The following is a 25,752-nucleotide window of genomic DNA, read 5'->3' on the forward strand; positions in this document are numbered from 1 at the left end:
CACTTCGCGGCCGGAATACAAACTTTCGACGGACGGAATAGCGGTTTTCCAATCTTTCTCGGATAATAATAGACGTTCGTCCGGTAGAACCCCGCGGAACGCGGGGAAGGGTGGACGAACGGCAAGAATTGCACGAACTTCGACGGAATCGGTCGACTCGACCGGCGGCGTCGCCGCCGGTCGAGTCGGTGGCTAAGACGGAACCCTGCGGGCCTCCCGGTTCGCGGCGTTGCCGCTCGCTCAGACCGAGGCTCTCCGAGCCTCGCGGCGCGCCTGTTCGACCGACTTCCCGTCCCGAATCACGGCATCCACGAACAGTTCGCCCGCTTTGTACGACGACCGGACCATCGGGCCGCTCGCGCAGTAGAGGAAGTCGAGTTCCTCCTCGGCGACCCGCCGCCACGTCTCGAACTTCGCGGGGTGGACGTAGCTCTCCACGTCGAGGTGGGTCCGAGACGGCTGGAGGTACTGCCCGAGGGTCACGATGTCCACGTCGGCCTCACGGAGGTCGCTGAGGGTCTGGTACACCTCGTGGTCGTACTCGCCCACGCCGAGCATGATGGAGGTCTTGGTGTAGATGTCCGACTCGCGTTCGACCTGTTCGAGGACGCGGATGCTCTGCTCGTAGCCCGCGCGAGGGTCCCGGACCGGCCGCTGGAGGCGCTCGACCGTCTCGACGTTGTGGGCGATGACGTCGGGGGCGGCGTCGATTATCTTCCGGATGAGGTCCTCCTCGCCCCGGAAGTCCGGAATCAGGACCTCGACGAGGATGGAGGGGTCGCGCTCTTTGATCTCCCGAATCGTCTGGGCGAAGTGGGCCGCGCCCTGCCCTTCGAGGTCGTCGCGGTCGACCGACGTGAGGACCACGTAGTCGAGACCGATCTCGGCCACCGCGCTCGCCACGTTCGCGGGTTCGTCGGGGTCGAGTGGCTGGCCGCCGCCGGTGTCCACGTCGCAGAACCCGCAGTTCCGAGTACACTGGTCGCCCATCAGCATGAACGTCGCGGTACCGCCCGAATCGGAGTTGCGCCCGCTCCAGCACTCGCCGAGGTTGGGGCAGTTGGCCTCCTCGCAGACGGTGTGGAGGTCGTGGTCCCGAAGCGTCTGCTTGATGCCCGTGAACTCCTGCCCGGCGGGCGGTCGCATCTTCAGCCAGTCGGGTTTCCGGCGGCGGCTCATTGTGGGTGGCTTGGGCGGCGGTCGCCAAAAGGGTGGGGTATTTCGGGTAGCGGTGGGCGTTCGTTGGGTTTCGCGACTCGCCCGGCGAGACCGTTCCGTCCCGAACGGTCCGAAATCCGTCAAAATCCGAGTACGTCGCGCTTCCTCCGCTCCAAGTGGCGAATAACAAAGCACGTCCGATGCCTACCCCCGAGCATGAACACCAACTTCCTCGACTGGCTCGCCATCCTGCTCGCCGCCGTCGGCGCGATAACGTGGGGCGTCCTCGGCCTGACCGGACTCTCCGGGAACGCGGTCAACGTCGTCGAGATGGCGCTCGCTCCCATCTTCCGGGCCGGACCCGCCCAGACGGTCGAGTACCTCGTCTACGTCCTCGTGGGGCTGGCGGGCATCTACCTGCTCTACACCGCCTCGAAGATGGGCCGGGCGAGTCGCCGGGCGACCAAGGCGAAGCGCCGGGCGGCGGCGGCCTCGGGGCGAAACGACCGCGAGACCGACAACGCCGAGTCCTGAGCCCTCGCGCGGTCCTACTGTCCGTACCCCTCGAACTTCTCTGCGACCGCGGTCATCTCCTCGTCGCTCAGTTCGACCGGGTCGCCGAACGCCTTGGCCTGACAGTAGATTCTGGCGGTGTACTCGACGTTGACCGCGGTTTCGAGCGCCGAATCGAGGTCCTCGCCGGTGGTCAGCAGGCCGTGGTTGGCGAGCAGGCAGGCGCTCGCGTCGGCCCCCTCCATCGCGGCGACCGCGTTCTCGGCGAGCGCCTCGGTTCCGTAGGTGGCGTAGTCGGCGACCGGCACCGAGGTTCCCGCCAGCGCGAGCATGTAGTGGACCGGCGGAATCGGTTCGTGGAGTATCGCCAGCGTCGAGGCCCACGGCGAGTGGGTGTGGACGATGGCACCGGGTTCGAACTCCCGATAGATGGCGGTGTGCATCGGCGTCTCGCTCGACGGCGCTGTCTCGCCCGCGACCTGTTCGCCGTCGAGCGACAGCACGGGGACGCCCTCGGCGTCGATTCGGTCGTAGGCGACCCCCGTCGGCGTGACGGCGAAGCGGTCGTCTCGGCGGACGCTCAGGTTCCCGGTCCGGCCGGGGGTGAGCGACGCGAGGTCGGGCGCGTGCATCGCGACGGCGCGTCGTTCTGCTCCGAGCATGTGCGTCTCGACTAGAGGGGGATAAGTATATATTCGGTCCGACCGAGGAACGTGATAAGTACCCTGACATTCGGTGCCATAAGTGAAGGAAGCACACAACATGAGTGAACTATTAACGTATCGAAAACCCTATAAGTACGGACAGGATTTTATCACTACTATCGAAGGATAAACGATGTTCGACCTGTCCCGCGACGAAATCACCGACGGTTCGCTCGTTCGCGCCCTCCTTGTTCTGGCGGCACCGCTCGTGGTGCAGAACCTCGTGCAGGTCGTCCAGAACGTCGTCGACACGTTCTGGGTCGGACGCCTCGGGGAGAACGCGGTCGCCGCGGTCGGCGCGAACTTCCCCATCGTCGCGCTCGCCGCGAGTATCGCCATCGTCATGCTCACCGGAACGCAGGTGCTCGTCTCACAGCGAGTCGGGGCCGAAGACATGTCCGGAGGACGGCGCGCGGCGTTCCACGGCGTCACCCTCGCGCTGGTCGCCGGAGCTGTCGTCGGGGCGGTCATCGTCACGGGCGCGGATACCATCGCGGAACTCATTCTGAACGACCCCGAGGTCGTCCCCCTCGCGGCCACCTACCTGTCGGCCTACATGCTCGCGCTCCCGTTCATGTCGATGAGCGACGCGCTCGAAGGCGGGTTCATCGGCTGGGGCGACTCGCGGGCCGCGATGTACGTCAACGTCACCGCGGTCTTCGTCAACATCGGTCTCGACCCCTTCCTCATCCTCGGAGTCGGGCCGTTCCCGGAGCTGGGGGTGCAGGGCGCTGGTCTCGCCACCGCCATCGGCTACACCGCGGGGTGTGCGCTCGCGGTGGCGATGTACCTGCGGGGCAGGGACGGCTACACCCTCACCCGAGAGGCCGCCGCGTTCGACCCCGCGGAGTACCGCGAGATTCTCGACATCGGCCTCCCGCGGGGCGGCCAGCAGGTCGCGAGCCAGTCGGTCCGCGTGCTCATCATCGGCATCGTCTCGGCGGTCGGCGGACCGGCGGGCGTCGCGGCCTACACTCTCGGCGCGCAGATCGCCTCCGTCGCGTTCATCCCCGCGCAGGGGCTCTCGGGCGCGGCCCAGAGCATCGTCGGCCAGAACCTCGGCGCGGGCAAGCCCGAGCGCGCGCGCCGGACGACGTGGCTCGGCGCGGGCATCGCGGCGGTCGGGCTCAGCCTCATGGGCACCGTCCAGTGGTTCTTCCCGGGGCTACTCGTCGAGATTATCGTGCCCGATATGAGTCCGGAAGGCTTCGCGCTGAGCGTCGATTACCTCCGAATCCTCGTTCTGGGCTACTGGGGTATCGGCGCGATGTACATGTTCAACGCGGGCTTTAACGGCGCGCGCCGGACCAAGACCAGCATGATGGCCGGACTCCTCAAGTACTGGGCGGTCCGGCTCCCCATCGCGGCGGTCGGCGCGTACTGGCTCGACTTCGGCGTTCACGCCGTCTTCTGGGCGGTCACGATATCGAACGTCGTCGCCGCGACCGGTGCCGGACTCTACTACTACTACACCACGAGCAACGGGATGTTGAAGCGGGCGGCGGAGGTCGCCTCAAGTCCCGCCGACTGACGGGCCGGAACTCGGACGCTCGCGGCAGTGCCGCGAGCGTCCGAGTCTATTTGACCCGGACGGTCCGCGAGTCGGCCACGGGGAGCAGGGGGAGCTCCGGGAACGTGACCTCGACGGTGTACTCCATCTCGTCGTCGGTGCCGCCGAACACCCCGACCGGGACCGTCGTCTCGCCGTCGAGGTACGTCGAGCGCGCGGTCATCTCGACGCCGTTGACCGTCACGCGGAGGCCGACCTGCGCGCCACCGCCCGAGTTGCCGACCGTCACCTCGCGCATGTCGTTGTCGCCCTGCGGAATCGAGTCGGGGAACGCCCCCCACTCGACCGCGATTCGGGGGAGGTCGCGCGTGCTTTCGAGGACGCGCTCGGCGACCCCCTCTGAGAGTCCCGAACCGGCGAGGCCGTCGATGCCCGCCTCGCGCACGTCGGCGGGCGTGGCGAGTCCCTCCTTGGCGAGCTTGCTCGCGCGGCCCGACCCCACGCCGTCGATGGCGGTCAGGCCGACCGCGTCGCCGCTGACGCCGTGGTCGATACGCGCCTCGACCCGGCGCGCGAGGTTGGCGGCCGCCGGTCGGTCGAAGCGGTCGAGGAACGCCCGGAGCGCCGCCAGCAGGCGGAGCGCGTTCCGGGTGATGACCCACGCGTCGCTCCGGAGTTCGCCCGGCGTGGTTCCGGTCATGCTCGACCGGAGGATGGCCAGCACCTTGCGCGCGCCGGGGTCCATCTCGGCGGTCTGCTGGCCCACGAGGACCGAACTCACCGCCTCGCGCTCGGACTGGCGAGCGCTCACGCTGTCGAACTCCGCGGCGCTCGCCACGGTCCGGAGCACGTCGGCGGCCTCGATGTCCTCGCGCTGGGCGAGGTCGTGGAACTCCTCGGCGGTGTCGAGCCGGAGGTAGAACTTCGAGGCGAGCCGACCCAGCGGCGTGGCCGACACGCCGAGGTCGTCGCCGATGTCGACGAAGCCGCGGGTGTCGAGGCGGTCGAGCGCCGACCGCACCCGGTCGCGCAGGTCGTCCCGAACGTCGTCGAGGCCGTACTCGTCGGGCTTGGCGCGGGCGCGAACGTAGTAGAACGTGGTTTCGAGCCAGTCCATCACGTCGCCGAGGTCCCGGATGGTCCCCATCGCGATCTCGGCGTTGAGGTGGGCGTCGAGGTCTTCGGCGAGTCGGGACTCGATCTCCTTTCCCTCCCGGAGGAGGCGGCGGTACTTGTCGGCCTCCGAGCGGTCGGCGACGACCCAGCCGTAGCCCACGTCGTCGTACTCGGGTCGGCCCGCGCGCCCGAGCATCTGGAGGACGTCGAGGGGACTCATGTCGACCTCGCCTTCGAGGGGGTCGTGGAGCTTCGTGTCACGCAGGACGACGCACCGCGCGGGGAGGTTGACCCCCCACGCGAGCGTGGAGGTCGAGAACAGGAGCTGTATCTTGTCCTGCTTGAACCACTCCTCGACCCGGTCCTTGTCGTTCTTCGAGAGGCCCGCGTGGTGGAAGGCCACGCCGTCGAGCACCGACTTCCGGAGGGTCTCGTTGTCGAGTTCCTTGGTCTCGGTGTGGAAGTCGTAGTCGCCGCGCGCGCCGACCGGGATGTCGCGCTCGGCGATTTCGTCGCGGGATTTCTTGGCGGCCTGCACGGTGTCCTGTCGCGAGGAGACGAACACGAGCGCCTGCCCGCCGTCGCGGATGTGGGGTTCGGCGAGGTCGAGCGCCCGGTAGAGCCGCCGGTACTTGTCGGCGAAGGAGTTGTCGCCGTGGGTGTAGGTCTCGACCCCCGAGTGGAGGTCGACCGGCCGGTAGTCGTCGCCGAACTCGAAGGTGGTCTCGGGCGGGGCGTCGAGCCACGCCGCCACGTCGCCGACGTTGGGCATCGTCGCCGAGAGCGCGACCACGCGCGGGTCGGTGAGTCGTCGGAGCCGCGAGATGGTGACTTCGAGGACGCTACCGCGCTTCTCGGAGTCGAGCAGGTGGACCTCGTCGATGACACAGCAGTCCACGTCCCGGATGAAGGCGTAGCGGCGCGAGTCGTGCTTGCGGGTGGCCGAGTCGGTCTTCTCGGGGGTCATCACGAGGATGTCGGCGCGCTCGGCGCGCCGGGGGTTCAAATCGCGCTCGCCCGTGACGACGTACACCGAGTAGCCCAGTTCCTCGAAGCGCTCCCACTCGCTCTCCTTCTCGTTGGTGAGCGCGCGCATCGGCGCGACGAACAGCGCGGTGCCGCCCGCCTGCAGGGTGCGACAGATGGCGAGTTCCGCGAGCGCGGTCTTGCCGCTGGCGGTCGGCGCGCTCGCCACCACGTTCTCCTCGGTGTCGAGGAGGGCGGGCAGGACCTCCCGCTGCATCGAGTTGAACTCCTCGAACGGGAACGCCTCGGCGAATTCGGGGACGACCTCCGCGACTTGCATCGTTGGGTTCACGGGGTTGGTGGGAGAAAGGCGTTTCTCTATCGGAACGACGCTTCCGGGAGTCCGGACGGGCGCGACTCCGAGACCCACCGCGAGGTGAACAGGACTCCGAGACCCACCGCGAGGGCGGGCAGGACCCGCGGTGCGGGTCCCGCCCGCCCAATCGGTCGCCCCTCTGTCGGCCCCTCCCCGCGGTCAGTCCTGAGCGTGTTCGAAGGGACCGGGCGGCAACCGGAGTTCGTCGAGGTCGGGCAGGTACTTGACGTTGTAGACGACCTGCATCGTCTCGGCGGTCGGCGTCCCGATGCACGAGAGCCGGATTCCGCGGTCGAGGAGGTCCGGCGGGAGGATGTGGTTCGAGGGCATCGAGAGGTCGCCGTCCAGCACCGCGACCGCGCAGTTCGCGCAGGCCCCGCCCCGGCAGGAGTACGGCCAGGTGAAGCCGCCGTCCTCGGCGGCTTCGAGGAGCGGGTCGTCGGCGTCGACCGTGATGCGGCCGTAGTCCGGCGGTTCGAGGTCGGCGTCGGCCGCCTTCTCGAACAGGTCCTCGTCGTCGAGGCTCCACCCCCGGTCGTCGAGGACCTCGTAGTTCAGGAACTCGACGCGGGACTCGGTCGGCTCCTGTTCGACCCGTGCGTCCGAGCGCTCGCGTCGCTCGCCCACCTCGTCCCGGCGTCGGGTCTCGGCCCGCTCGCGGGCACGTCGTTCCGCTTCGGTCTCGGTCTGAACGCTCTCCTCGGGGTCGTCCTCGCGGGGCGGCGGAACGTCGCCCGACGAGAGTCGGTCGTAGGCCTCCCGGACCGCCTGGAACTCCTCGGCGGTGCCGCCGTGGTCCGGATGGGCCTCCTTCACCCGGCGCTTGTACGCGCGCTTTATGTCCTCGTCGTCGGCGTCGCGGTCGATTCCGAGGACCTCGAACGGCGATTCCATCGGGTCAGGCGTCGCCCAGTAGCGTCTCGCGCAGTCGTCCGGGCGACTCGGCGACCGCGTCGGCGGCCGAGAGGTCGAGGTCGGCGTCCGACCGGTTCGGGAAGCCGACGACCGCCATCCCCGCGGCCGTCGCCGACTCGACTCCGTTCTCGGAGTCCTCGACCGCGACGCACTCGGCGGGGTCGACGCCCACCCGCTCGGCGGCGTACTCGTAGACGCCGGGGTCGGGCTTGCTCGCGCCGTCTCGCTCCTCGGCGCTGACGACCTCGTCGAACGACTCCCGGAGGTCGAACCGGTCGAGCACTCGGTCTATCCAGCCGTGGGGCGACGACGAGACCAGCGCGAGAGCGCGGCCCTCCTCGCGGAGGTCGGCTGTGAGGTCGCGAAAGCCGTCCATCAGTTCGACTCGCTCGCCGTATATCTCGCGGGCGGCCTCCTCGTAGCGCTCGACGAACTCCGCCTTGCTCGCGGTGGTCTCGTATCGGTCGTCGAGGTAGTCGTATATCTCCCGGAAGTTCATCCCGGTGGTCTCCTCGACGGCGGGCGACCCGGCGACGACGGCGGGGAGGATTTCGTCCTCCTCGAGTTCGACCCAGTAGCGTTCCGAATCGACGATGACACCGTCCATGTCGAACAGCACTGCTTGCGGTTGCACGGGTCGAACGTGGGGCGCGACCGAAATAGGCCTTCGGTGAGCGGGCTTCGATGGAGGAGCAGTTGGCTGGTCCGAGGGTTCAAGTACGAGAACGGGACCAACCCGGCCCGTGACCGAATCCGTCAACGTCTACGCCGGAGAGTGCACGATAACCCACCACACCGAGACCGACTCGCGGAGCCAGCGCGGCCGGGTCGTGGTCGTCCACAAGCCCGACGGGACCGTCCTCGTTCACGACGCGGCGGGGTATCAGCCGGTCGAGTGGCTCACCCGCGCCGACGCGGTCCACCGCGAGCAGGGCCCCGACGGGGCGTTCGCGCTCGTCGCCGTCGACGGCGACGAGCGCCTCCGGGTCGAGAGCCACGGCAGGGGGGCACGAGCGAGCCACGACGCCACCGCCGCGGGCACGCCTGCGGGGACGTGCCCCCGTTGCGACGGCGTCCTCGTGCGCGCCCGGAGCGCGGTGACCTGCCTCGACTGCGCGAGCGAGTACGGCATCCCCCGAGACGCCGCCCTTCTGGATTCGACCTGCGACTGCGGCCTGCCCCGGATGGCGGTCGAGCGCGGCGCGCGCTTCGAACTCTGCGTCGACCGGACCTGCGAGGACCTCGACGCCGCGGTCGGCGAGCGGTTCGACCGCGAGTGGTCGTGTCCCGACTGCGGCGGCGACCTCCGGGTCCTGCGCGAGCGAACCCTGTTTCTGGGCTGTGAGAGCTACCCCGACTGCGAGGAGACGTTCGCGCTCCCCGACCGGGAAGTGGTCGGCGACTGCGAATGTGGCCTCCCGACGGTCGAGGCCGAGGGCGAGCAACCGCGGTGTCTCGACGCCGACTGCACCGAATCGGCGTCCGGCGACCCGCGGTCGCCGGACGCCGATTCGGGGGGAGGTCCCGACGCCGATTCGGGGGGAGGTCCCGACGCCGGGTCTGCCGGGACACCGGAGGTCCTTTGACGCCGGGAACCGGAACCACGACCATGGACGGACGCCTGAGAGACGGCGAGGTCGTGGTCGGCGGCGACGCCCGCCAGCGCTACTACGATTCGAGCGGGTACGGCCGCCCGCTCGACGGCAACCGGATCGCACTCTCGCGGGTCGAGGCCGCCTACCTGCTGTTCCGCGGCGACCTCGACGGAGTCGTGCGAAGCGCGACGGAGAGTCGGACGGAGGTCGACGACGAGCGGATGGACTTCCGGGCGTTCCTCGCGACCGCGGGCGACGAGATCGCGACGCGGTTTCTGGTCTACACCGACCTCCGCGACCGGGGGTTCTACCTCTCGCCCGCTCGCGAGGGCTGGGTGAGCGCACCCCGGTCGGACTCGGACTTCGTGGTCTACCCGCGGGGAAAGGGTCCGTGGGACGGCGAGGTGCGCTACCGGATACGAGTGGTCGGCGAGCGCGAGGCGGTCCCGGCCGAGGACCTCGGCGACGTGGTGCTGGCGGTCGTCGACGAGGAGAGCGAGATCACCTACCTCGAAACCGACCGCGCCGACCTCCGGGGCACGTCGGGCACCGACCTCCCGCAGGGCGTGTCGGCCGACCTGCTGGCCGACCGCGTGCTGGTCTGGGACGCCCCCGAGACGCTCCACCACCGGGGGTTCTACGGCCAGCCCCTCGACGGCCGCGACGCGAACCGCGAGACGCCGGGCGCGCTCCAGCTGTCGCTTGTCGAGGCGGCCTACCTCGCGGGCGAGGGCGTCCTCGAACTGGAATTCGGCGACGGGACCGGCGAGAGCGGCCGGAGTATCGAGGCCGAAACCGGAGGCGACGCCGAAGCCGTCGGCCAGCGCGGCCGCGCGGTCGAGGGCGAGCGGTTCGACCGTCGCCTGCGGGTCTACCGGGCGCTACGCGAGCGCGGGGTCGTCCCCAAGACCGGCTTCAAGTTCGGGGCGGATTTCCGGACCTACGCCGACGTGGAATCGGTCGACGACCTCGGCCACTCCGAGTGCCTCGTCCGGGTGCTCCCGGCCGACCACGCGTTCGCCCCGCGGGACCTCGCGCTCGACGTGCGCCTCGCCCACGGGGTGCGAAAGCGGATGGTGTTCGCGCTGGTCGACGGCGACGCCATCTCGTGGCTGTCGGTCGGGCGGTTGACACCCTGAGAGGCCAGCGCCCGCGATTCCGCGCGAATCCGTCGCCCTCCACGGATTCTCGGCCCTCCACGAGTTCCCCCTGCGAGTCGGGACCGGTCGCCGACAGCGTCGGCGACCGGTCCCGACGCCGTCACCGAAGCGAACCCTTTTTGCGCCGACGAGTACCTACAACGGAATAGATTGGCTCGTAGCCAGTCGGTGCCGACATGACCGATGACGAACTCGCCCACGAGACCGAGGTATCGTCCGACGACCACAGCCGCGCGTCGGGCGAGAACTGGCGCGAGCACGACGGTTCGTCGTCGTCGGTCCCGACCGACGGCGTCTCCGAGTCAGGCGACTCGGAGGCTCGTCGGGCACTGCCCGACGGCGGCACGGACGCGGAGGGAGCCGACGGGACGACCCTCGACCCGTGGGGGTCGGCGACCGTCTCTGACTACCGTAAACTGTTCGAGGAGTTCGGGATCGAGGAGTTCGACGAGGTGCTTCCCGAAGTGTCCGACCCCCACTACCTGATGCGCCGGGGAGTCATCTTCGGCCACCGCGACTACCGCAGAGTGGCCGAGGCGATGGCGAACGGCGAGCCGTTCGCCGCGCTCTCGGGGTTCATGCCGACCGGCGACCCTCACATCGGGCACAAGCTGGTGTTCGACGAGATAATCTGGCACCAGCAACAGGGCGGGGACGCCTACGCGCTCATCGCCGACCTCGAAGCCCACAGCGCCCGCGGGATGACGTGGGACGAGATAGACGAGCACGCTCGCGACTACCTCCTGAGCCTGCTGGCGCTCGGGTTCGACCCCGAAGAGGGGACCCTCTACCGCCAGTCGGGCGACCGCGACGTGCAGGATCTCGCGTTCGAACTCGGGTCGCACGCCAACTTCTCCGAACTGGAGAACATCTACGGCTTCTCGGGCGAGACCAACGTCTCGCACATGCAGAGCGTCGTGACACAGATGGCCGACATCCTCTACCCCCAACTGGCGGAACCGAAGCCCACGGTCATCCCGGTCGGTCCCGACCAGGACCCCCACGTCCGGCTCGCGCGCGACCTCGCGGCCCGGACCCGGTTTTTCGGCGTGACGAAGGCGTACGCCAGCTTCGAGGCCGACGCCGAGGAGCGCGAGCTCCTCGCGGCGGCCCACGCCGCGCTCTCGGACGAAGCCGAGGAAGCAGGGAGCGACGTGGTCCGATGCGAGGACGCGGCCGACTGGCTCGAAGACGAGATGGCGGCCGACGACGCGCGCGCGAGTGCAGTCGAGAAGCTCCGGGAAGCGGGCAAGGAGCCCCTCCGTCCCCGGGTCCGGTTCCTCGACCGGAACGCGACCGACGAGGCGTTCGAGGCGCTCATCGACGCGGTCGAGGGCGACAAGCGCGTGTTCGACGAACACGTCGATTCGTTCGACCTCACCCGGGAGGCGGCCGAGGAGCTCGCCCGGGAGGTCGAACTCGACCACGGCGGCTACGGCTTCGTCGCACCCTCCTCGATATACCACCGGTTCATGACCGGGCTGACGGGCGGGAAGATGTCCTCGTCGGTCCCCGCGAGCCACATCAGCCTGCTCGACGACCCCGAGGACGGCTACGACAAGGTGAAGGCCGCGACCACCGGCGGCCGCGAGACCGCCGAGAAGCAACGCGAACTCGGCGGTCGGGCCGACGAGTGTCCCGTCTACGAGCTCTACGCCTACCTGCTGGCGGGCGACGACGACGAGTTCGCCAAGCAGGTCTACGACGAATGCGTCGGCGGCGACCGACTCTGTGGCGACTGCAAGGAGCAGGCCGCCCAACTCATGAAGGGGTTCCTCGCCGACCATCAGGAGAAGCGCGAGGAGGTCGAAGACCTGCTGGAGCGGGCCGACATCGACCTCGACAGCGACCGCAAGCGGTAGCTCCGTCCCGGCTTCTCTCGGTGTCCCGACCCGTCCCGTAAAGAGTTAACCGAGTGGGGCGAAATCACTCCGACATGGCAACCACAGCTACGGACACGCTGGAACCGCTCGGAATCGGCCTCGGCGCGCTCCTCGTTCTCGTCGGAATCGCGACGCTGGTGGGCACGCCGTGGGCGCACAAGTCAGGCGGCCTGTTGCTCGCGGCCGGACAAGTACTCGGGGCAATATCGGCGGTCGCTATCGGTGCCGGACTGGCGTGGATCGCAAGAAAGTGAGGACGGCTACTTGGGCGGCAGGAACGCGAGCGCGATGAGCAACATGACTGTGATGATGCTCAGGATGACGATTCCCCACAGGCCCGCGATGCGCTCGTTGAACTGGTTCTGGGCCTCGATCTGATTCTGGTACTCCTGTGTCTCGGTCGAGAGGAGGAGTTCGGTTCCGCCGTCACCCGCTCGCATATGCGCCACGTACGTCTGGGTGTCGTCCTCGGGACCGAGCGATATCTCGTCACCCGGAGTCATCAGGACCTCCTCCGGCTGGGGTGCGGTCCAAGTGAGTTCGGCGGCTTCGGTCGTGACGTTGTTCACCGTCGTCTCGTTGCCCTCGTACTCGAACGTGTCGCCCTCGGAGAACTCGCGGGTCTCGGGGTCGGGGTACTCGCGGTCCATGTACTCGTCGACCGGCACGAGCGTCCTGTTCTCGCCCTCGCCCTCGACGACGTACTCGGTCTCGTTGACGGTGGTCGTCGAGACGTTGTCGTCGAGTTCGATCTCCTCGCGGAGGGTCACGTCGTCGGGGTCGGACTCGTTCGGGATGAGCACCCGGTAGGTGGTGTTCTCGAGCTCGGTGGTCGAGTTGTTCTCCCACATGGTCGAGTGGCGCGCAGACTCGTTCGTCCACGTCAGCACGCCCTCGGCCTCCGCCAGGGAGTCGACCGTGTACTGGCGGTCGTTGACTGTCAGGTCGTCTCCTTCGGTGTACGTCTCGCCCTCGAGGTCGATCTCGGGCTGTTCGGCCGCGCCGATGAGCGCGTACGACCCAGCAGCGATCACGAGGAAGAGGGCGACGTACACCGTCGCCGAGCGTCGTTGCATATCAGAAGCCGACGGACGCGCGCCGTTTAACGATTACTCTTTGCCCGAGACTCCGCCGGGGAGTTCGATTCCGACCGATGCGAGGCCGACCCGTAGCGCACAACCCTCTTTGGACCCGGTTCCCTATCCCGACGCATGGACAAAGCAGACCTCCGCGAGCGCGTCTGGGACCGACTCGAAGACGAGGGGCTCGCCCGGTTCCCGTTTCCGCCCCACGGCCGAATCCCGAACTTCGCGGGGGCCGAGGACGCCGCCGACCGCCTCGCGGAGACCGACGCGTGGAACGCCGCCGACGCGGTCAAGGCCAACCCCGACGCGCCCCAGTTGCCCGTCCGCCGACGCGCGATTCGAGAGGGCAAGACGGTCTACATGGCCGTGCCGCGTCTGCGCGACGAGGAGCCCTTCTACGAACTCGACCCGGAAGAGATTCCGCCCGAGGAGTACGACCGCGCGCCGACCGTCTCGCACGTCGAGTCGTACGCCCGCCAGGTGGGACCCGAGGAAGTCCCGGCCGTCGACCTCGTCGTCTCCGGGAGCGTCGCTGTCACCGAATCGGGCGCGCGGGTCGGCAAGGGCGAAGGGTACAGCGATCTCGAATACGCGGTCCTCCGAGAGCTGGCGCTGGTCGGTGACGAGACGACCGTCGCGACCACGGTCCACGACGTGCAAGTGGCCGCCGAGGACATCGTCGTCGAAGCTCACGACGTTCCGATGGACCTCGTCGCGACGCCGACTCGGACGATTCGCACGGAAACGGAGTACGAGCGTCCCGAGGGGGTGGACTGGGAGGCGTTGTCCGAAGAGCGAATCGACGAGATGCCGGTGTTACAGAACAAGCGTCTCGACTGAAAGGCAACGAGCGGCCTGCTTCTGCGCAAGCAAAGCAAGCGCAGGGTCGTCGGCGCTCGCGTTCCGACGGTGCGCCCACGAGGAGTAATACCGCAAACGAGGGAGCGAGAGCGAGCGGCGAAGCCGCGAGCGCGCGACCGAGTGAGCGGCTCTTCTTACGAGGAGAGGTGGCCGTAGCGCTCGAACGAAGTGAGAGCGCGAGGACATCCGACGAAGTAAAACGGTGCAAGCCAAGGGCCGGATTTGAACCGGCGGTAGGCGGCTCTGCAGGCCGCTGCGTTCGGCCGGACTCTGCCACCTTGGCGCACGTCGTCCTATTCGCTCGGTGAGTTTAAATATAGCGGTCCTCGGCGGAGACCGCCGGAAGGACCGCAATAAATACGGAAACCCCACGGCCAGCGCGTACGCTGGCCGTGGGGTGAATGAAGTATGAATGGGAGGCGGCGAACCGGCTTTCCCAGAGGGTCGCCCACTCCAGTACTCACTGGAACGCAGGCGGGCTTAACTTCCGTGTTCGGGATGGGTACGGGTGTCAACCCCGCCGCTATGGCCGCCTTAACGCCGACTCGCGGAATCGAACCGCGAACAGTGTCCAACGTCGGTAGTTCGATGTACTGACGACCGTGTGTCCGTGCAATCCAGTTAGCGCCTGGACTCGATTTCTCGAGTACAGTGCATGAGTGTGTGGCGTCGATCGGTTAGTACTCGCGGACTGAACGCCTCGTTGCCTCGGCGCGTACATCCCGAGCCTATCGAACTCGTCTTCTACGAGTGATCTCGGCGGTATCTCTTTTCCAGGTGGGTTTCGAGCTTAGATGCGTTCAGCTCTTACCCCGTGTCACGTGGCTGCCCGGCACGCGCCCTCTCGGACGACCGGTACACCAGTGGTGACCAATCGTAGTTCCTCTCGTACTATACGATCGTTCCCGTCAGATACCATGACACCCCCAATAGATAGCAGCCGACCTGTCTCACGACGGTCTAAACCCAGCTCACGACCTCCTTTAATAGGCGAACAACCTCACCCTTGCCCGCTTCTGCACGGGCAGGATGGAGGGAACCGACATCGAGGTAGCAAGCCACCCGGTCGATATGTGCTCTTGCGGGTGACGACTCTGTTATCCCTAAGGTAGCTTTTCTGTCATCTATCGCCCGCATCAAGCAGGCTGATAGGTTCGCTAGACCACGCTTTCGCGTCAGCGTCCCTTGTTGTGCAGGACACTGTCAGACTCTCTTTTGCTCTTGCGCTCTGTTCCGGGTTCCCGACCCGGATGAGAGAATCTTGGGGCACGCTCGATATCTTTTCGAGCGTGTACCGCCCCAGTCAAACTGCCCGGCTACCGGTGTCCTCCTCCCGGAGTGAGAGTCACAGTCACTGACGGGTAGTATTTCAATGTTGCCTCGGTGGCCCGCTGGCGCGGGTACCTGTGTAGTGGCTCCTACCTATGCTGCACATCAGCGACCGTGTCTCAGCGACAGCCTGCAGTAAAGCTCTATAGGGTCTTCGCTTCCCCTTGGGGGTCTCCAGACTCCGCACTGGAACGTACAGTTCACCGGGCCCAACGTTGGGACAGTGACGCTCTCGTTGATCCATTCATGCAAGCCGCTACTGAAGCGGCAAGGTACTACGCTACCTTAAGAGGGTCATAGTTACCCCCGCCGTTAACGGGTCCTTCGCCCGGTTGTACCCGGTGTTCAGATACCCGCACTGGGCAGGATTCAGTGACCGTACGAGTCCTTACGGATTTGCGGTCACCTATGTTGTTACTAGACAGTCGGAGCGTCCGAGTCACTGCGACCTGCCTCGATCTGAGGCAGGCATCCCTTATCGCGAACTTACGGGACTAACTTGCCGAATTCCCTAACGTCGGTTGCTCCCGACAGACCTTGGCTTTCGCTGCCAGAGCACCTGTGTCGGATCTTGGTACGAGCTCACTACTCCCTTTTCACGGGCCCCAGGTTGGACTGACTTGCGCTGTCCCGCCGTTCGTCCGCTTCGTGCCGTTACGGCTTCCACGGATTTTGACGGTTCGACCGGGCGAGTGCCCGGCTCAGCCTACCCCGAGGCGTCGGTTTCACTGTAGTGAGGTACTGGAATATTAACCAGTTTCCCGTTTGTCTCGCTCGAATTACGACGAGACTTAGGATCGACTAACCCTCAGCTGTTCAACATTGCTGAGGAACCCTTGCTCGTAAGGCCGTCGGGGTCTAACCCGACTAACGCTGCTACTATGGCCAGGATTTTCGTCACCATTCGGTCCACGCGAACTCTCGTTCGAGCTTCCACCCAAATGGAGTGCCAGTCTACTGGATCGCCCTGTGACGGGCGCCGCCAGGTCTCGGTGGCGGACTTGAGCCCCGATCATTTTGGGCGCCCCGAACCTCGGCCGGTAAGCTGTTACGCTTTTCTTAGAGGGTAGCTGCTTCTAAGCTCACCTCCCGGCTGTTTAGGGCTCGGGACCACCTTCGATCGCACTTAGTCCGCACTTGGGGACCTTAACCCAGCTCTGGGTTGTCTCCCTCACGGTGCACAGGCTTACCCCGCACACCGGATTCCCTGCGTCAGCGGCGTCCGTAAGTTTGGAGTTTGACAGCGGGGTCGACTCCTCTCGGAGTCGACGCCCGCAATCGGTCGCTCTACCTCACGGACTACCTTAGCAGAGGTCATGCTTCGACATGTTTCGACTGGAACCAGCTGTTGCCGGATTCGATGGGCCTTTCACCCCTATACGCAGGTCACGAGAGGGTATTGTAGGACACCAACTCTAGCAGGCCTCCACGTGGCTTTCGCCACGCTTCGCCTTGCCCGCGCATAGATCATCCGGTTTCGGGTCGTATCGGTTCGACTCCCCGCGCTTGAACACGGCGGCCCTCGCCTGACGGCTGCGGCCATGTCGGTTTCCCTGTGCCTTCCCCGATGCTCGGGTTAGACTCGCCGAACTGATACACTCCCTGGCTCGTTTTTCAAAACGTACGATGGAACACCGGCTTCCCGTGAGTCCTACTGGAGGCTTGCGCCTCGGTCGTTTGTCACGGGACCTTTTGTGCCCCATCGCTCTATCGCCACCTGATTTCAGGCCCTGTTGCACCTCCCTTTGTGGGGTGCTTTTCAGCGTTCGCTCACGCTACTTGTTCGCTATCGGTCTCGAGACGTGTTTAGTCTTCGCCATCAATGCTGGCGGTATTCACGAGGAAGTTCCAATCCCCGCTACTCTGGAACTGACGCACAGCGTACTTCACTCTCTTACGGGGCTTTCACCCTGTATCGCGCTCCGTTCCAGAAGACTTCAGAGAGTGGTTCGACTGCTGAGGGTCAGTCCGAACACCACATTGCCCGTGTGGGCTTCGGTTTGGACTGTGTCGCGTTCACTCGCGGTTACTGACGACATCCCGTTCGGTTTCTTTTCCTGTCGGTACTGAGATGTTTCAATTCCCGACGTTCCCCATTGCGCGAAGCAATTGCGGTGGGGATTCCCATTCGGAGATCCTGAGTTCTTTGCCTCCGTGCGGCTCCCTCAGGCTTATCGCAGCTTGGCACGTCCGTCGTCGGCGCTCGAGCCGAGCCATCCACCAGGCGGCACAGTAGCCACGTTGTTGTGGATAATGTCACTGTGACCCGATGAAATCGAGTCCAGTGGACGCCTGGATTGCACGTACACACGGTCGTCATCGCCACGTCCCGGTGGTCGTCGGGAGCGTGCATCGAACCCTTCCTACTCGCGCTTTCACGGAGTAGTGCATCGGTCGTTTCGGACTTGAACGTTCCGTTGCACCCCACTTAAGGGGAGCGGTTTCGTTCCGGTCCGATACATGGACCCACTGGGATTCGAACCCAGGGCATCCTCCTTGCAAAGGAGGCACTCTACCACTGAGCTATGGGCCCACCTCCCCGGACGGGGAGGGTGTATCGTCAGCCCTGGCAGTTCGAAGGTGCCCGACCACCGAATCGGTCGAGGTCGTCGAGGACCCTCCGTGTCCGTCGCGAAGACGGACGGGTGTGGGCCACCCGGTGTGGGTGGTCCCGTGCGTTAGGAGGTGATCCAGCCGCAGATTCCCCTACGGCTACCTTGTTACGACTTAAGCCCCCTTGCGAAGCCCAGATTCGACCGGGGTTTCCCGGCCTCATCCGGACCTCACTCGGGTGCTTTGACGGGCGGTGTGTGCAAGGAGCAGGGACGTATTCACCGCGCTCTTCTGAAGCGCGATTACTACCGAATCCAGCTTCATGAGGGCGAATTTCAGCCCTCAATCCGAACTACGACCGGGTTTAGGAGATTAGCGCCTCCTCTCGGAGTGGCTTCCCACTGTCCCGGCCATTGTAGCCCGCGTGTAGCCCAGCTCATTCGGGGCATACTGACCTACCGTTGCCCGTTCCTTCCTCCGCTTTGGCAGCGGCAGTCTCCCTAATGTACCCAGCTACCACAAGGGTACTGCTGGCAATTAGGGATGCGGGTCTCGCTCGTTGCCTGACTTAACAGGACGCCTCACGGTACGAGCTGACGGCGGCCATGCACCTCCTCTCAGTAGGTCTGGTAAGCTCATCACACTGACCTTCACTCCTACTGTCGGAGCTGGTGAGATGTCCGGCGTTGAGTCCAATTAAACCGCAGGCTCCTCCGGTTGTAGTGCTCCCCCGCCAATTCCTTTAAGTTTCATCCTTGCGGACGTACTTCCCAGGCGGCTCGCTTCTCGGCTTCCCTACGGCACAGCGCTGGCTCGTAGCCAGCGCCACACCTAGCGAGCATCGTTTACAGCTAGGACTACCCGGGTATCTAATCCGGTTCGTGACCCTAGCTTTCGTCCCTCACCGTCGGGTCCGTCTTCCTGAGGCGCTTTCGCCACCGGCGGTCCGTCCAGGATTACGGGATTTCACTCCTACCCCGGACGTACCCCTCAGGTCTTCCGGCCCCAAGCCAGCTGGTTTCCGCCGGACGCCCACGCGTTGAGCGCGTGGATTTCCCGACGGACCTGTCTGGCCGGCTACGGACGCTTTAGGCCCAATAATAGCGGCCATCACTCGGACTGCCGGTATTACCGCGGCGGCTGGCACCGGTCTTGCCCAGTCCTTATTCCTGTACCACCTTACGGTACAGAAAAGCGAGGACTATATGCCCTCGCACTCGGAGTCCCCTTATCGCACTGTCGTGCAGTGTAAAGGTTTCGCGCCTGCTGCGCCCCGTAGGGCCCGGAATCTTGTCTCAGATTCCGTCTCCGGGCTCTTGCTCTCACAACCCGTACCGATTATCGGCACGGTGGGCCGTTACCCCACCGTCTACCTAATCGGCCGCAGCCACATCCTCTGGCGCCGTAGCGTTTCGGGCTCTCCTCACTCCAGAGTGAGAGCCGTATTCAAGATTAGCCTCAGTTTCCCGAGGTTATCTTGATCCAGAGGGCAGTTTGGCCACGTGTTACTGAGCTTTCCGCCACGAGTGTGAACTCGTGCGACTAGCATGGCTAAATCGGACTCCGATAGCAATGGCCTCCGGCAGGATCAACCGGAATGGTTGCCGAGTTCCGAAGAACTCGGTGGGTCTCTGGCGGAAGCAACTGAATGCTATATGGTCCGTCAGTTCGACGACCCCGATCCGAATCGTTGGACGGGTGTCACCGAACTGCCAGGGCTAACATCAGATTCCATCGTGTACGGCGTACCGCAGGGGTGGAATCCTCATTTCCTTCGGACCTGAGCGTATGCTTCGACAGGGTTTAAACCCATCGAAGCCCGTCGGCCCGAGATCGCGGAACGAGTTGAACGCTCCGCAAATCACGTCGAGTCTTTCTCCGCATCACGGTTCAAGACGCCCCGATTATTTAAGCGCGTCGGACCGCGTTTGTCCTTCGGCGGGAAGACCCCCGAAGGAACGTTCACATCCAATCCGAGTACCCTGTTACACTTAAGGGCACCGGATTGTGTCCGAGGCGTTCGCCCCGAATCGGGGGACGCCGTCGACATTCCATCCGAGTGCCCCAATACACTTAAGCACATTGGATTGGGCTTATCTCGGGAATCGGCCGAGACGCCTTAAGAAGGCGTCGATTCTCGCCGTCTCCCGGAGGCCCGAACCGCGGGACCTCGTTCGCATTCTGCAGAAAGCCCGGGTTACACTTAAGGTCGTCGGACCGAACCGAGTTCGAGGTGTCATGGCGTGTCAGACTCCGCTGTAAGCGCGGAGTTGGCCGAGGCTCCCGAGTGGTCGAGAGGACGAAGTCGTGTCACGCGGGAGGAGAACGAACCGTTCATCCTGCGCATCGTGCGCGACGTCGCGGCGTGTGTAGCCCGCGCGAATGCACGTACAAACAGAGCGGATAATAATCCTGCTATCCTGCTACAACGGTTTTCGCATGGGTTTCGCGGGCGCACGCGCGAGACTACTGACCGATGTGCGAAAAACGAAGGAAGGTCGAGTACCGACCGGCTTACTCATCGAGGTGTTCGATACCCTGCTTCGAGACGTTAGCCTCGGTGATCTCGTCGGGCATCCAGTCGGGCTTGTCGTCGGGAGCGGTCTCGTTCCACGCCCAGCCCTCGTAGATGTGTACCTTGTCGGTGCCCTTCTCGCGGAGTCGGATCTCGGTTCTGTCGGCCGATTCCTCGGAAGAGGCGGGGTCGAGCCGTCGCGCCGCCTTGAGTGCGGCCTGCCGGGGAGTGTTCCCAGAGAAGACGCTCGATTCGTCGCCCTGACCCTCGCGCAGTGCAAAGTTTCGCTTACCGTCTTCACGTACCATGATTTTCTCCTCCATGCCAACCCAGCACAGGACCCGTTATAAATATATCGCCGATATGAGTCGTTTTCATCGAAACTATTATATGTGGAGTTCCCGCTGTCGGGTGGTTTCTCGGAGATTCGCGCAGACTGCGCGGTTCCAACCGCGAAGCGTAAGTTATCCGAGTTCGTACGGGTCTCAAACGCGGTTCGCAGTGGGCCGGTAGAAAACACTTAAGTATAATCTAGGGCGAAGCTACGCATAGGATACCGCGATGGTACGGAAAAAGAAGCTCAGCCCGAGTGGCGCGAAAGGCGAGGACGGGGAGTATCACAACGTCCATATCAATCTGCACGAGGACGAGCTGGCCGTCGCGGGCATGGACATCGGTGACGAGGTGTTCGTTCGGGTCCGCGAGGACAAGATCATCATCCAGAAGGCCGACAAGGACGAGGTCGAACACGAGTTCTAACCCGAACGTGAGGACTTTTACCGGCTCCGTCGGGGTGAACGTACGATGACCGCCTACGAGCTACTGAAGCCGTTTCTCTTCTCGCTCCCGCCCGAGACGGCTCACAACGCGGTACACACGGGACTTCGAGCCGTCCAGAACACCCCGATAGCCGACGTGCTCGCGGCTCTGTACCGCGTCGAGGACGACCGTCTCCGAGTCGAGGCGTTCGACCAGTCGTTTCCCAACCCGGTCGGCGTCGCCGCGGGGTTCGACAAGAACGCGCAGGTGCCGTCGGCGCTCGCCAGCCTCGGCTTCGGCGCGGTCGAGGTCGGCGGCGTCACCGCCGACCCCCAGTCGGGCAACCCCCGCCCGCGGATGTTCCGCCTGCGCGAGGACCGCGCCATCGTCAACCGCATGGGCCTGAACAACCACGGGGCCGACGCAGTCGGTGACCGGCTCACAGGCGTGGCCCCGAGCGTCCCCGTCCCCGTGGGCGTCAACCTCGCGAAGACCGAGCACGTCGACACCGAGGACGCTCCCGAGGACTACCGCTACACCTACGAGCGGGTCGCCGAGGGCGGCGACTTCTTCGTGGTCAACGTCTCGTGTCCCAACTCCGAGGGGTTCCGCGACCTCCAGAACCGCGACTCGATGGAAGCCATCCTGACCGAACTCCTCGACGCGGGCGCGAGTCCCCTGCTCGTCAAGCTCTCGCCCGACCTCCCGGACCCCGCGGTCGAGGACGCGCTCGACCTCGTGAACGAACTCGGCCTCGACGGCGTCATCGCCACGAACACCACGACCGACCGGCCCGACACCCTTCGAAGTCACAACCGCGCGGAGGACGGCGGCCTCTCTGGCGAGCCCATCGAGTCGCGCGCGACCGAGACGGTCCGGTTCGTCGCCGAGCGGACCGACGTGCCGGTCGTCGGCGTCGGCGGCGTGTTCACGGCCGAGGACGCGTATCGGAAGATTCGCGCGGGCGCGCACGCGGTCCAACTGTACACGGGGCTGGTCTACCGCGGCCCCTCCATCGCCCGCGACATCAACGAGGGACTGCTCGAACTGCTCGACCGCGACGGCTTCGACTCGGTCGAGGACGCGGTCGGCGCGGATTTGGACTGAGAGAAGCGGATTTTCGGCCATCTCGCCTTCCGAGCGGCGCGCGCGAGCAACGCGCGCGAGGGACGAGTAGCGCAGTGAAACGAGCAACGCAGGAGGCTGGGGAGGCCCGAGGTGCGGTCCTTCTCGGTGACGGGAGTAGCTAGCGTCTCCGTGGTGACATCCGAAGCGGAGGTTCGGACACCGAAAAGAGAAGAACTCCGCAAGGAGAACTTAGAGCCCGAAAGGCCAGAATCTCGAAACCGTCACTCCAGCGCGTCGAGGCGGAACTCGAAGGCCGCCACCGGCAGTTCGAGGTCGTGTTCCACGAGCACTTCGGGATGGACCTCTCCGACGACGCCGACCGCCTCGCCGTCCAGCACGACAGCGGCCGCACGGCCGTCGATGAACGACGGGTGGTCGGTCGCGGGCGTCTCCAACTCCACGTCGAAGTTGCGCGCGATGGCTTGCAGGCGGGCCTTCGCGTCCTCGTAGGAGGCGTCGTGGCGCGCGAGCACCCCGGCGACCGACCGGTGTTCGGCGACGCCGGTGTTCTCGCGCTCGTCCACGCGGGCGGCGAGACCGATTTCGGCGAGGTCCTGGGGGTACGCCCGGTGGGTGTTGTTCTCCAGCACCATCATGAGCGAGGGGAGCGCCCACGTCCGGAGCATGGTGTAGTCCTCGCTGTAGGGTTCGAGGATGGTGGCGGGCTCGTCGGCTCCGACCGCGTCGGGGGTCGCGCCGTCCTCGTCCGGCCGCGCGATTCCCATCCGGTCGAAGTTCTCCTCCTCGCTGATCATGTGGAAGTTGAGCAGGTCCTCGAAGCCCAGACCCACCAGCACCTCGCGCGCGGCGTCTTCGAGCTTCGAGCGGTCGTGGCGACCGCCGACCGTCCCCACGTCGGGGTAGCGCGGTTCGAGATCGTTGAAGCCGTAGGCCCGGCCCACGTCGTCGACCACGTCGAGGGGGTGGAGCACGTCCACGCGGTAGGGCGGCACCTCAACCTCGTAGGCTATCTCGTCGTCGCCGACCTCCTCGGTCTCGGCGTCGAGGCCCGACCGCTCCAGCAGGTCGACCACGCGCTCGGCGCTCAGGTCGACCCCGAGCATGCTCTCGATTCGCTCGTGGGTCACTGTCTTCTGTTTCACCTCGAAGTCGGGGCGGACCAACGTTCGGTCCAGATACTCGACCTCGACCTCCTCGACCGTCGCGCCGCGGGCGTCGAGCGCGTAGCAGATGATGTTGCACATGTGGTCGATGGTCCACTGGTCGGTGCCCGTGAGTTCGACGAACAGGTCCCGCGAGTCGGTCGAGACCTCGGTCCGGCGGCCGTTGATGACCGGCGGGAACGAGAACAGTCCGATGTCGTCGTAGATGGCGGGGTAGCGGTCGTACTCGGCGACGAGGTCGGCGTAGGTCTCGCCCGTGGGATGGGCGCGCAGGACCTCGTCGGGCGTCATCTCGGCGTCCGAATCGAGGGGAACGAACCGGTCGCCCTCGGGGTCGATTCCCCGGTAGGTGATGGAGTTACCGGGTTCGGCGCGCTCCTCGGTGACGGCTTCCCCCTTCAGCATCGTCAAATCGTGGATGCCGATGGCTCCCTTCGCGCGCTTGCGCCCCATCGTGGCGTGGAGCTTCTCCTGCAGTTGGATGAGCGAGTCGAGGGCCTCCTCGTCCAGATTCACGCCCCGAATCACCGCACCCGTGACGTAGGGGCGCTCGTCGGGCACCGACTCGTCGACCTCGATGGTCCAGTCGGCGTCGTTGGTGGCGGGGACGTACACGCCCCTGTCGTCGCCGTAGTGGTAGCGAAGCGACCGCGCCACCCCCTCGACCGAGAGGCGGTCGAGGCGGTCGGGCGCGAACTCCAACTGGAGGTCGCCCTCCTCGGTCCGGCCCTCGAACTCCAGTCCGAGACCGAACATGTCGTCTATCAGTTCGTCGTCCGATTTCTCGTCGTGGCCGGTCAGTTCCCGGAGTTCGTCGGGGTTCACGTCTACGACTGGCATCAGTGTAGCACCTCCGTCTCGCGGAGCAGGTCGAGGTCACACAGCGTCCCGTGAACGTCTCGGATGTCCTCGAAGCCGTACATCAGCATCAGCAGGCGTTCCAGCGCAAGCCCCCACGCCATCACGTCGCAGTCGATGCCCAGCGGTTCGAGGACCTCCTCGCGGAACATCCCCGAGTTACCGATCTCGACCATCTCGCCGGTGGTCGGGTGGGTCCCGAACAGCTCGAAGCTCGGCTCGGTGTAGGGGTTGTAGTGGGGCTTGAACTCGATGTCGGTGATGCCGAACTGGGCGTAGAACTCCTCGAAGGTGCCCATCAGGTCGCGGACCGAGAGGTCCTCGGCCATCACCCAGCCCTCGATCTGGAAGAACTCCAGCAGGTGGGTCGGGTCGAGGGTGTCGTTGCGGTAGACCTTCTCGACGCTGAAGAAGCGCTGGGGCGGTTCGAGGTCGCCCTCGGCGTACCCCGAGAGGTACCGCATCGACAGCGAGGTGGTGTGGCCCCGGAGCGCGATTGCTCGCGCGAAGTCCTCGGACCACGGCGAGTGATACCCCTCGCCGTCCTCGCCGACGCCGTTCATGTGGGCGTCGTGGACGCGCTCGACGAGGTCCTCGGGGAGGTCGCCGATTTCGGTCGGGTTCGAGAGGGCGAACCGGTCCCAGTGGGTCCTCGCGGGGTGGTCCTGTGGCATGAACAGGCAGTCGTTTATCCAGAAGTCGGCGTCGGCGTGCGGACCCTCCATCTCCTCGAAGCCCATGCCGACGAGGGTGTCTTTCACGCGGTCGGCGGTCTGACGGAGGATGTGGGTCTTGCCGCCGTCGACGCGCTCGGCGTCGGCCTCGACGTTGTACTCGGCGAACTCCACGTCGCGCCACTCGCCGGAGGTCAGCATCTCGGGGGTGAGTTGGCCCACCGTCTCGGCGACCTCGACGCCCTCCATCAGCGCGGTCACGCCCTCGTCGGTGAGGGTGACCGCCCGCGCCGTGGACTCGGCGCGCTCGACCAGCCCTCTGCTCTCCAGTCGGTCGAGGACCTCCTCGTCGGCGACCGAGTCGCCCGCGTCGAGGTCGGCCAGCGCCGCGGCCTCCGCGTCACTGTCGGGGTCGGCGTCGGGGTCGGCGGTTATCTCGCCGCTCTCGATGGTCCCGTAGCCCTTCCGGGCGTAGTTCGAGAGCGCGATGTCGACCTGCGGGCCTTCGAGTCCGGACCGACCGATGACCTGCCCCATCTGGGCGGGGTCCTCGTCGGCCCCTGCGTCCACGGCGGCCTCGTAGAGCCGGACCTCGGGGAGACCCTCCTCGACGTACTCGCGGGCTTCGTCGGTGAGCGCCACCGTCTCCTCGACCGATTCCTCGACCGACACCAGCCCTTCGTCTTCGAGTTCGAACACCGCGCCCGTGACCGTCTCGGGCTTGCTGTCGGTCTCGTCGGCCAGTCGCTCTATCGTCCGTGCGTCGTTCGCGCTCGCGGCTTCCAACACCGCGGCCTGTGATTCTGGTAGTTTCATCGTGCGCGTATGCTCTTGGTGGCTACATCCCTGTGCGGCGGTTTATCGCTTCTGAAAGCGCGGTCGCGGGCCGCAATTGCGGCCCGCGACCGCGCCCGAGCGGTTTCGTCCCGGTCGGGGTCGCCCCCGGTCGGAAGTTCACCGACTCGCTCAG

At 65.8% G+C, this 25,752-nt stretch carries 18 protein-coding genes, 2 tRNA genes and 3 rRNA genes; 9 read left to right on the forward strand and 14 right to left on the reverse strand.

From position 1 onward, the window contains the following. Positions 1–240: 240 nt before the first annotated feature. Complete coding sequence (lipA, locus tag NGM10_RS08325; RefSeq protein ID WP_253477111.1) at positions 241–1,179, reverse strand: lipoyl synthase; 939 nt, start codon at positions 1,177–1,179, stop codon at positions 241–243. Between the two features lie 195 nt (positions 1,180–1,374). Here lipA and NGM10_RS08330 point away from each other — a divergent pair, with 195 nt between their 5' ends. Continuing rightward, entirely contained in the window at positions 1,375–1,692 is a 318-nt protein-coding gene (locus NGM10_RS08330) for a DUF378 domain-containing protein (RefSeq protein ID WP_253477114.1), read from the forward strand. Positions 1,693–1,706: 14 nt separating this feature from the next. On the opposite strand, the gene NGM10_RS08335 is transcribed toward NGM10_RS08330, so the two are convergent. Beyond that, positions 1,707–2,333: a ribulose-1-phosphate aldolase gene (locus NGM10_RS08335; RefSeq protein WP_253477117.1), complete on the reverse strand. Its 627-nt coding sequence runs from the start codon at positions 2,331–2,333 to the stop codon at positions 1,707–1,709. Between the two features lie 175 nt (positions 2,334–2,508). On the opposite strand from NGM10_RS08335, the gene NGM10_RS08340 reads away from it, so the two are divergent. After that, entirely contained in the window at positions 2,509–3,906 is a 1,398-nt protein-coding gene (locus NGM10_RS08340; RefSeq protein WP_253477122.1) for an MATE family efflux transporter, read from the forward strand. Positions 3,907–3,952: 46 nt separating this feature from the next. Here NGM10_RS08340 and NGM10_RS08345 read toward each other — a convergent pair whose 3' ends face one another. From NGM10_RS08345 to NGM10_RS08355, 3 genes are all read right to left on the reverse strand, one after another. Further along, on the reverse strand, positions 3,953–6,307 hold the full coding sequence (locus NGM10_RS08345; RefSeq protein ID WP_253477126.1) for a DEAD/DEAH box helicase: 2,355 nt from the start codon (positions 6,305–6,307) through the stop codon (positions 3,953–3,955). A 195-nt stretch (positions 6,308–6,502) separates the two neighbouring features. Beyond that, on the reverse strand, positions 6,503–7,237 hold the full coding sequence (gene fer, locus NGM10_RS08350; RefSeq protein WP_253477130.1) for a ferredoxin Fer: 735 nt from the start codon (positions 7,235–7,237) through the stop codon (positions 6,503–6,505). A gap of 4 nt (positions 7,238–7,241) precedes the next feature. Continuing rightward, the gene (locus tag NGM10_RS08355; protein ID WP_253477133.1) at positions 7,242–7,892 is read right to left on the reverse strand and encodes an HAD family hydrolase; all 651 of its coding nucleotides are present in this window, start codon (positions 7,890–7,892) and stop codon (positions 7,242–7,244) included. A gap of 109 nt (positions 7,893–8,001) precedes the next feature. On the opposite strand from NGM10_RS08355, the gene NGM10_RS08360 reads away from it, so the two are divergent. From NGM10_RS08360 to NGM10_RS08375, 4 genes are all read left to right on the forward strand, one after another. Beyond that, the gene (locus tag NGM10_RS08360) at positions 8,002–8,844 is read left to right on the forward strand and encodes a topoisomerase DNA-binding C4 zinc finger domain-containing protein (RefSeq protein ID WP_253477136.1); all 843 of its coding nucleotides are present in this window, start codon (positions 8,002–8,004) and stop codon (positions 8,842–8,844) included. A gap of 23 nt (positions 8,845–8,867) precedes the next feature. Beyond that, complete coding sequence (endA, locus tag NGM10_RS08365; RefSeq protein ID WP_253477140.1) at positions 8,868–9,992, forward strand: tRNA-intron lyase; 1,125 nt, start codon at positions 8,868–8,870, stop codon at positions 9,990–9,992. Positions 9,993–10,189: 197 nt separating this feature from the next. Further along, positions 10,190–11,875: a tryptophan--tRNA ligase gene (locus NGM10_RS08370; protein WP_253477143.1), complete on the forward strand. Its 1,686-nt coding sequence runs from the start codon at positions 10,190–10,192 to the stop codon at positions 11,873–11,875. A gap of 74 nt (positions 11,876–11,949) precedes the next feature. Beyond that, a complete protein-coding gene (locus NGM10_RS08375) occupies positions 11,950–12,150 on the forward strand; it encodes a DUF8123 family protein (RefSeq protein WP_253477146.1) in 201 nt (66 codons plus the stop codon). 6 nt (positions 12,151–12,156) lie between these two features. Here NGM10_RS08375 and NGM10_RS08380 read toward each other — a convergent pair whose 3' ends face one another. Continuing rightward, entirely contained in the window at positions 12,157–12,972 is an 816-nt protein-coding gene (locus tag NGM10_RS08380; RefSeq protein ID WP_253477150.1) for a DUF8231 family protein, read from the reverse strand. 135 nt (positions 12,973–13,107) lie between these two features. Between NGM10_RS08380 and NGM10_RS08385 the strand changes: the two genes are divergently transcribed. Next, positions 13,108–13,821 carry a 5-formyltetrahydrofolate cyclo-ligase gene (locus tag NGM10_RS08385; RefSeq protein WP_253477153.1) on the forward strand — a complete coding sequence of 238 codons (714 nt, stop codon included), beginning with the start codon at positions 13,108–13,110 and terminating at the stop codon, positions 13,819–13,821. A 228-nt stretch (positions 13,822–14,049) separates the two neighbouring features. Here NGM10_RS08385 and NGM10_RS08390 read toward each other — a convergent pair. The 6 genes from NGM10_RS08390 to NGM10_RS08415 all read right to left on the reverse strand — a co-directional run bounded on the left by NGM10_RS08390 (position 14,050) and on the right by NGM10_RS08415 (position 20,547). Further along, positions 14,050–14,125, reverse strand: a tRNA-Cys gene (locus NGM10_RS08390). Between the two features lie 131 nt (positions 14,126–14,256). Beyond that, positions 14,257–14,379: ribosomal RNA gene (gene rrf, locus NGM10_RS08395) — 5S ribosomal RNA — on the reverse strand. A 121-nt stretch (positions 14,380–14,500) separates the two neighbouring features. Continuing rightward, a 23S ribosomal RNA gene (locus NGM10_RS08400) occupies positions 14,501–17,416 on the reverse strand. Positions 17,417–17,632: 216 nt separating this feature from the next. After that, a tRNA-Ala gene (locus NGM10_RS08405) sits at positions 17,633–17,704 on the reverse strand. A 147-nt stretch (positions 17,705–17,851) separates the two neighbouring features. Further along, positions 17,852–19,323 (reverse strand): 16S ribosomal RNA (locus NGM10_RS08410). The 16S, 23S and 5S rRNA genes sit together here with 2 tRNA genes alongside, the layout of an rRNA operon. A gap of 915 nt (positions 19,324–20,238) precedes the next feature. After that, positions 20,239–20,547, reverse strand: coding sequence for a non-histone chromosomal MC1 family protein (locus NGM10_RS08415; RefSeq protein ID WP_253483799.1), 309 nt, complete (start codon positions 20,545–20,547; stop codon positions 20,239–20,241). 253 nt (positions 20,548–20,800) lie between these two features. Between NGM10_RS08415 and NGM10_RS08420 the strand changes: the two genes are divergently transcribed. Both NGM10_RS08420 and NGM10_RS08425 read left to right on the forward strand, forming a co-directional pair. Continuing rightward, positions 20,801–20,998, forward strand: coding sequence for a hypothetical protein (locus tag NGM10_RS08420; RefSeq protein WP_115798291.1), 198 nt, complete (start codon positions 20,801–20,803; stop codon positions 20,996–20,998). 45 nt (positions 20,999–21,043) lie between these two features. Continuing rightward, the gene (locus NGM10_RS08425; protein WP_253477157.1) at positions 21,044–22,105 is read left to right on the forward strand and encodes a quinone-dependent dihydroorotate dehydrogenase; all 1,062 of its coding nucleotides are present in this window, start codon (positions 21,044–21,046) and stop codon (positions 22,103–22,105) included. Between the two features lie 242 nt (positions 22,106–22,347). Here NGM10_RS08425 and pheT read toward each other — a convergent pair whose 3' ends face one another. Then, positions 22,348–24,090, reverse strand: coding sequence for a phenylalanine--tRNA ligase subunit beta (gene pheT, locus NGM10_RS08430; RefSeq protein WP_253477160.1), 1,743 nt, complete (start codon positions 24,088–24,090; stop codon positions 22,348–22,350). After that, on the reverse strand, positions 24,090–25,598 hold the full coding sequence (gene pheS, locus NGM10_RS08435; protein ID WP_253477163.1) for a phenylalanine--tRNA ligase subunit alpha: 1,509 nt from the start codon (positions 25,596–25,598) through the stop codon (positions 24,090–24,092). Before pheS ends, pheT begins: the two co-directional genes overlap by 1 nt. Positions 25,599–25,752: the final 154 nt, after the last annotated feature.

It is taken from the genome of Halorussus salilacus, from assembly GCF_024138125.1.
Taxonomy (GTDB): domain Archaea; phylum Halobacteriota; class Halobacteria; order Halobacteriales; family Haladaptataceae; genus Halorussus; species Halorussus salilacus.

Bases quoted from the DNA above. Each gene is read 5' to 3' on its own strand.
- lipA (WP_253477111.1), bottom strand. From the start codon at position 1,179: ATGAGCCGCCGCCGGAAACCCGACTGGCTGAAGATGCGACCGCCCGCC.
- NGM10_RS08330 (WP_253477114.1), top strand. From the start codon at position 1,375: ATGAACACCAACTTCCTCGACTGGCTCGCCATCCTGCTCGCCGCCGTC.
- NGM10_RS08335 (WP_253477117.1), bottom strand. From the start codon at position 2,333: ATGCTCGGAGCAGAACGACGCGCCGTCGCGATGCACGCGCCCGACCTC.
- NGM10_RS08340 (WP_253477122.1), top strand. From the start codon at position 2,509: ATGTTCGACCTGTCCCGCGACGAAATCACCGACGGTTCGCTCGTTCGC.
- NGM10_RS08345 (WP_253477126.1), bottom strand. From the start codon at position 6,307: ATGCAAGTCGCGGAGGTCGTCCCCGAATTCGCCGAGGCGTTCCCGTTC.
- fer (WP_253477130.1), bottom strand. From the start codon at position 7,237: ATGGAATCGCCGTTCGAGGTCCTCGGAATCGACCGCGACGCCGACGAC.
- endA (WP_253477140.1), top strand. From the start codon at position 8,868: ATGGACGGACGCCTGAGAGACGGCGAGGTCGTGGTCGGCGGCGACGCC.
- NGM10_RS08370 (WP_253477143.1), top strand. From the start codon at position 10,190: ATGACCGATGACGAACTCGCCCACGAGACCGAGGTATCGTCCGACGAC.
- NGM10_RS08375 (WP_253477146.1), top strand. From the start codon at position 11,950: ATGGCAACCACAGCTACGGACACGCTGGAACCGCTCGGAATCGGCCTC.
- NGM10_RS08380 (WP_253477150.1), bottom strand. From the start codon at position 12,972: ATGCAACGACGCTCGGCGACGGTGTACGTCGCCCTCTTCCTCGTGATC.
- NGM10_RS08385 (WP_253477153.1), top strand. From the start codon at position 13,108: ATGGACAAAGCAGACCTCCGCGAGCGCGTCTGGGACCGACTCGAAGAC.
- NGM10_RS08415 (WP_253483799.1), bottom strand. From the start codon at position 20,547: ATGGTACGTGAAGACGGTAAGCGAAACTTTGCACTGCGCGAGGGTCAG.
- NGM10_RS08420 (WP_115798291.1), top strand. From the start codon at position 20,801: ATGGTACGGAAAAAGAAGCTCAGCCCGAGTGGCGCGAAAGGCGAGGAC.
- NGM10_RS08425 (WP_253477157.1), top strand. From the start codon at position 21,044: ATGACCGCCTACGAGCTACTGAAGCCGTTTCTCTTCTCGCTCCCGCCC.
- pheT (WP_253477160.1), bottom strand. From the start codon at position 24,090: ATGCCAGTCGTAGACGTGAACCCCGACGAACTCCGGGAACTGACCGGC.
- pheS (WP_253477163.1), bottom strand. From the start codon at position 25,598: ATGAAACTACCAGAATCACAGGCCGCGGTGTTGGAAGCCGCGAGCGCG.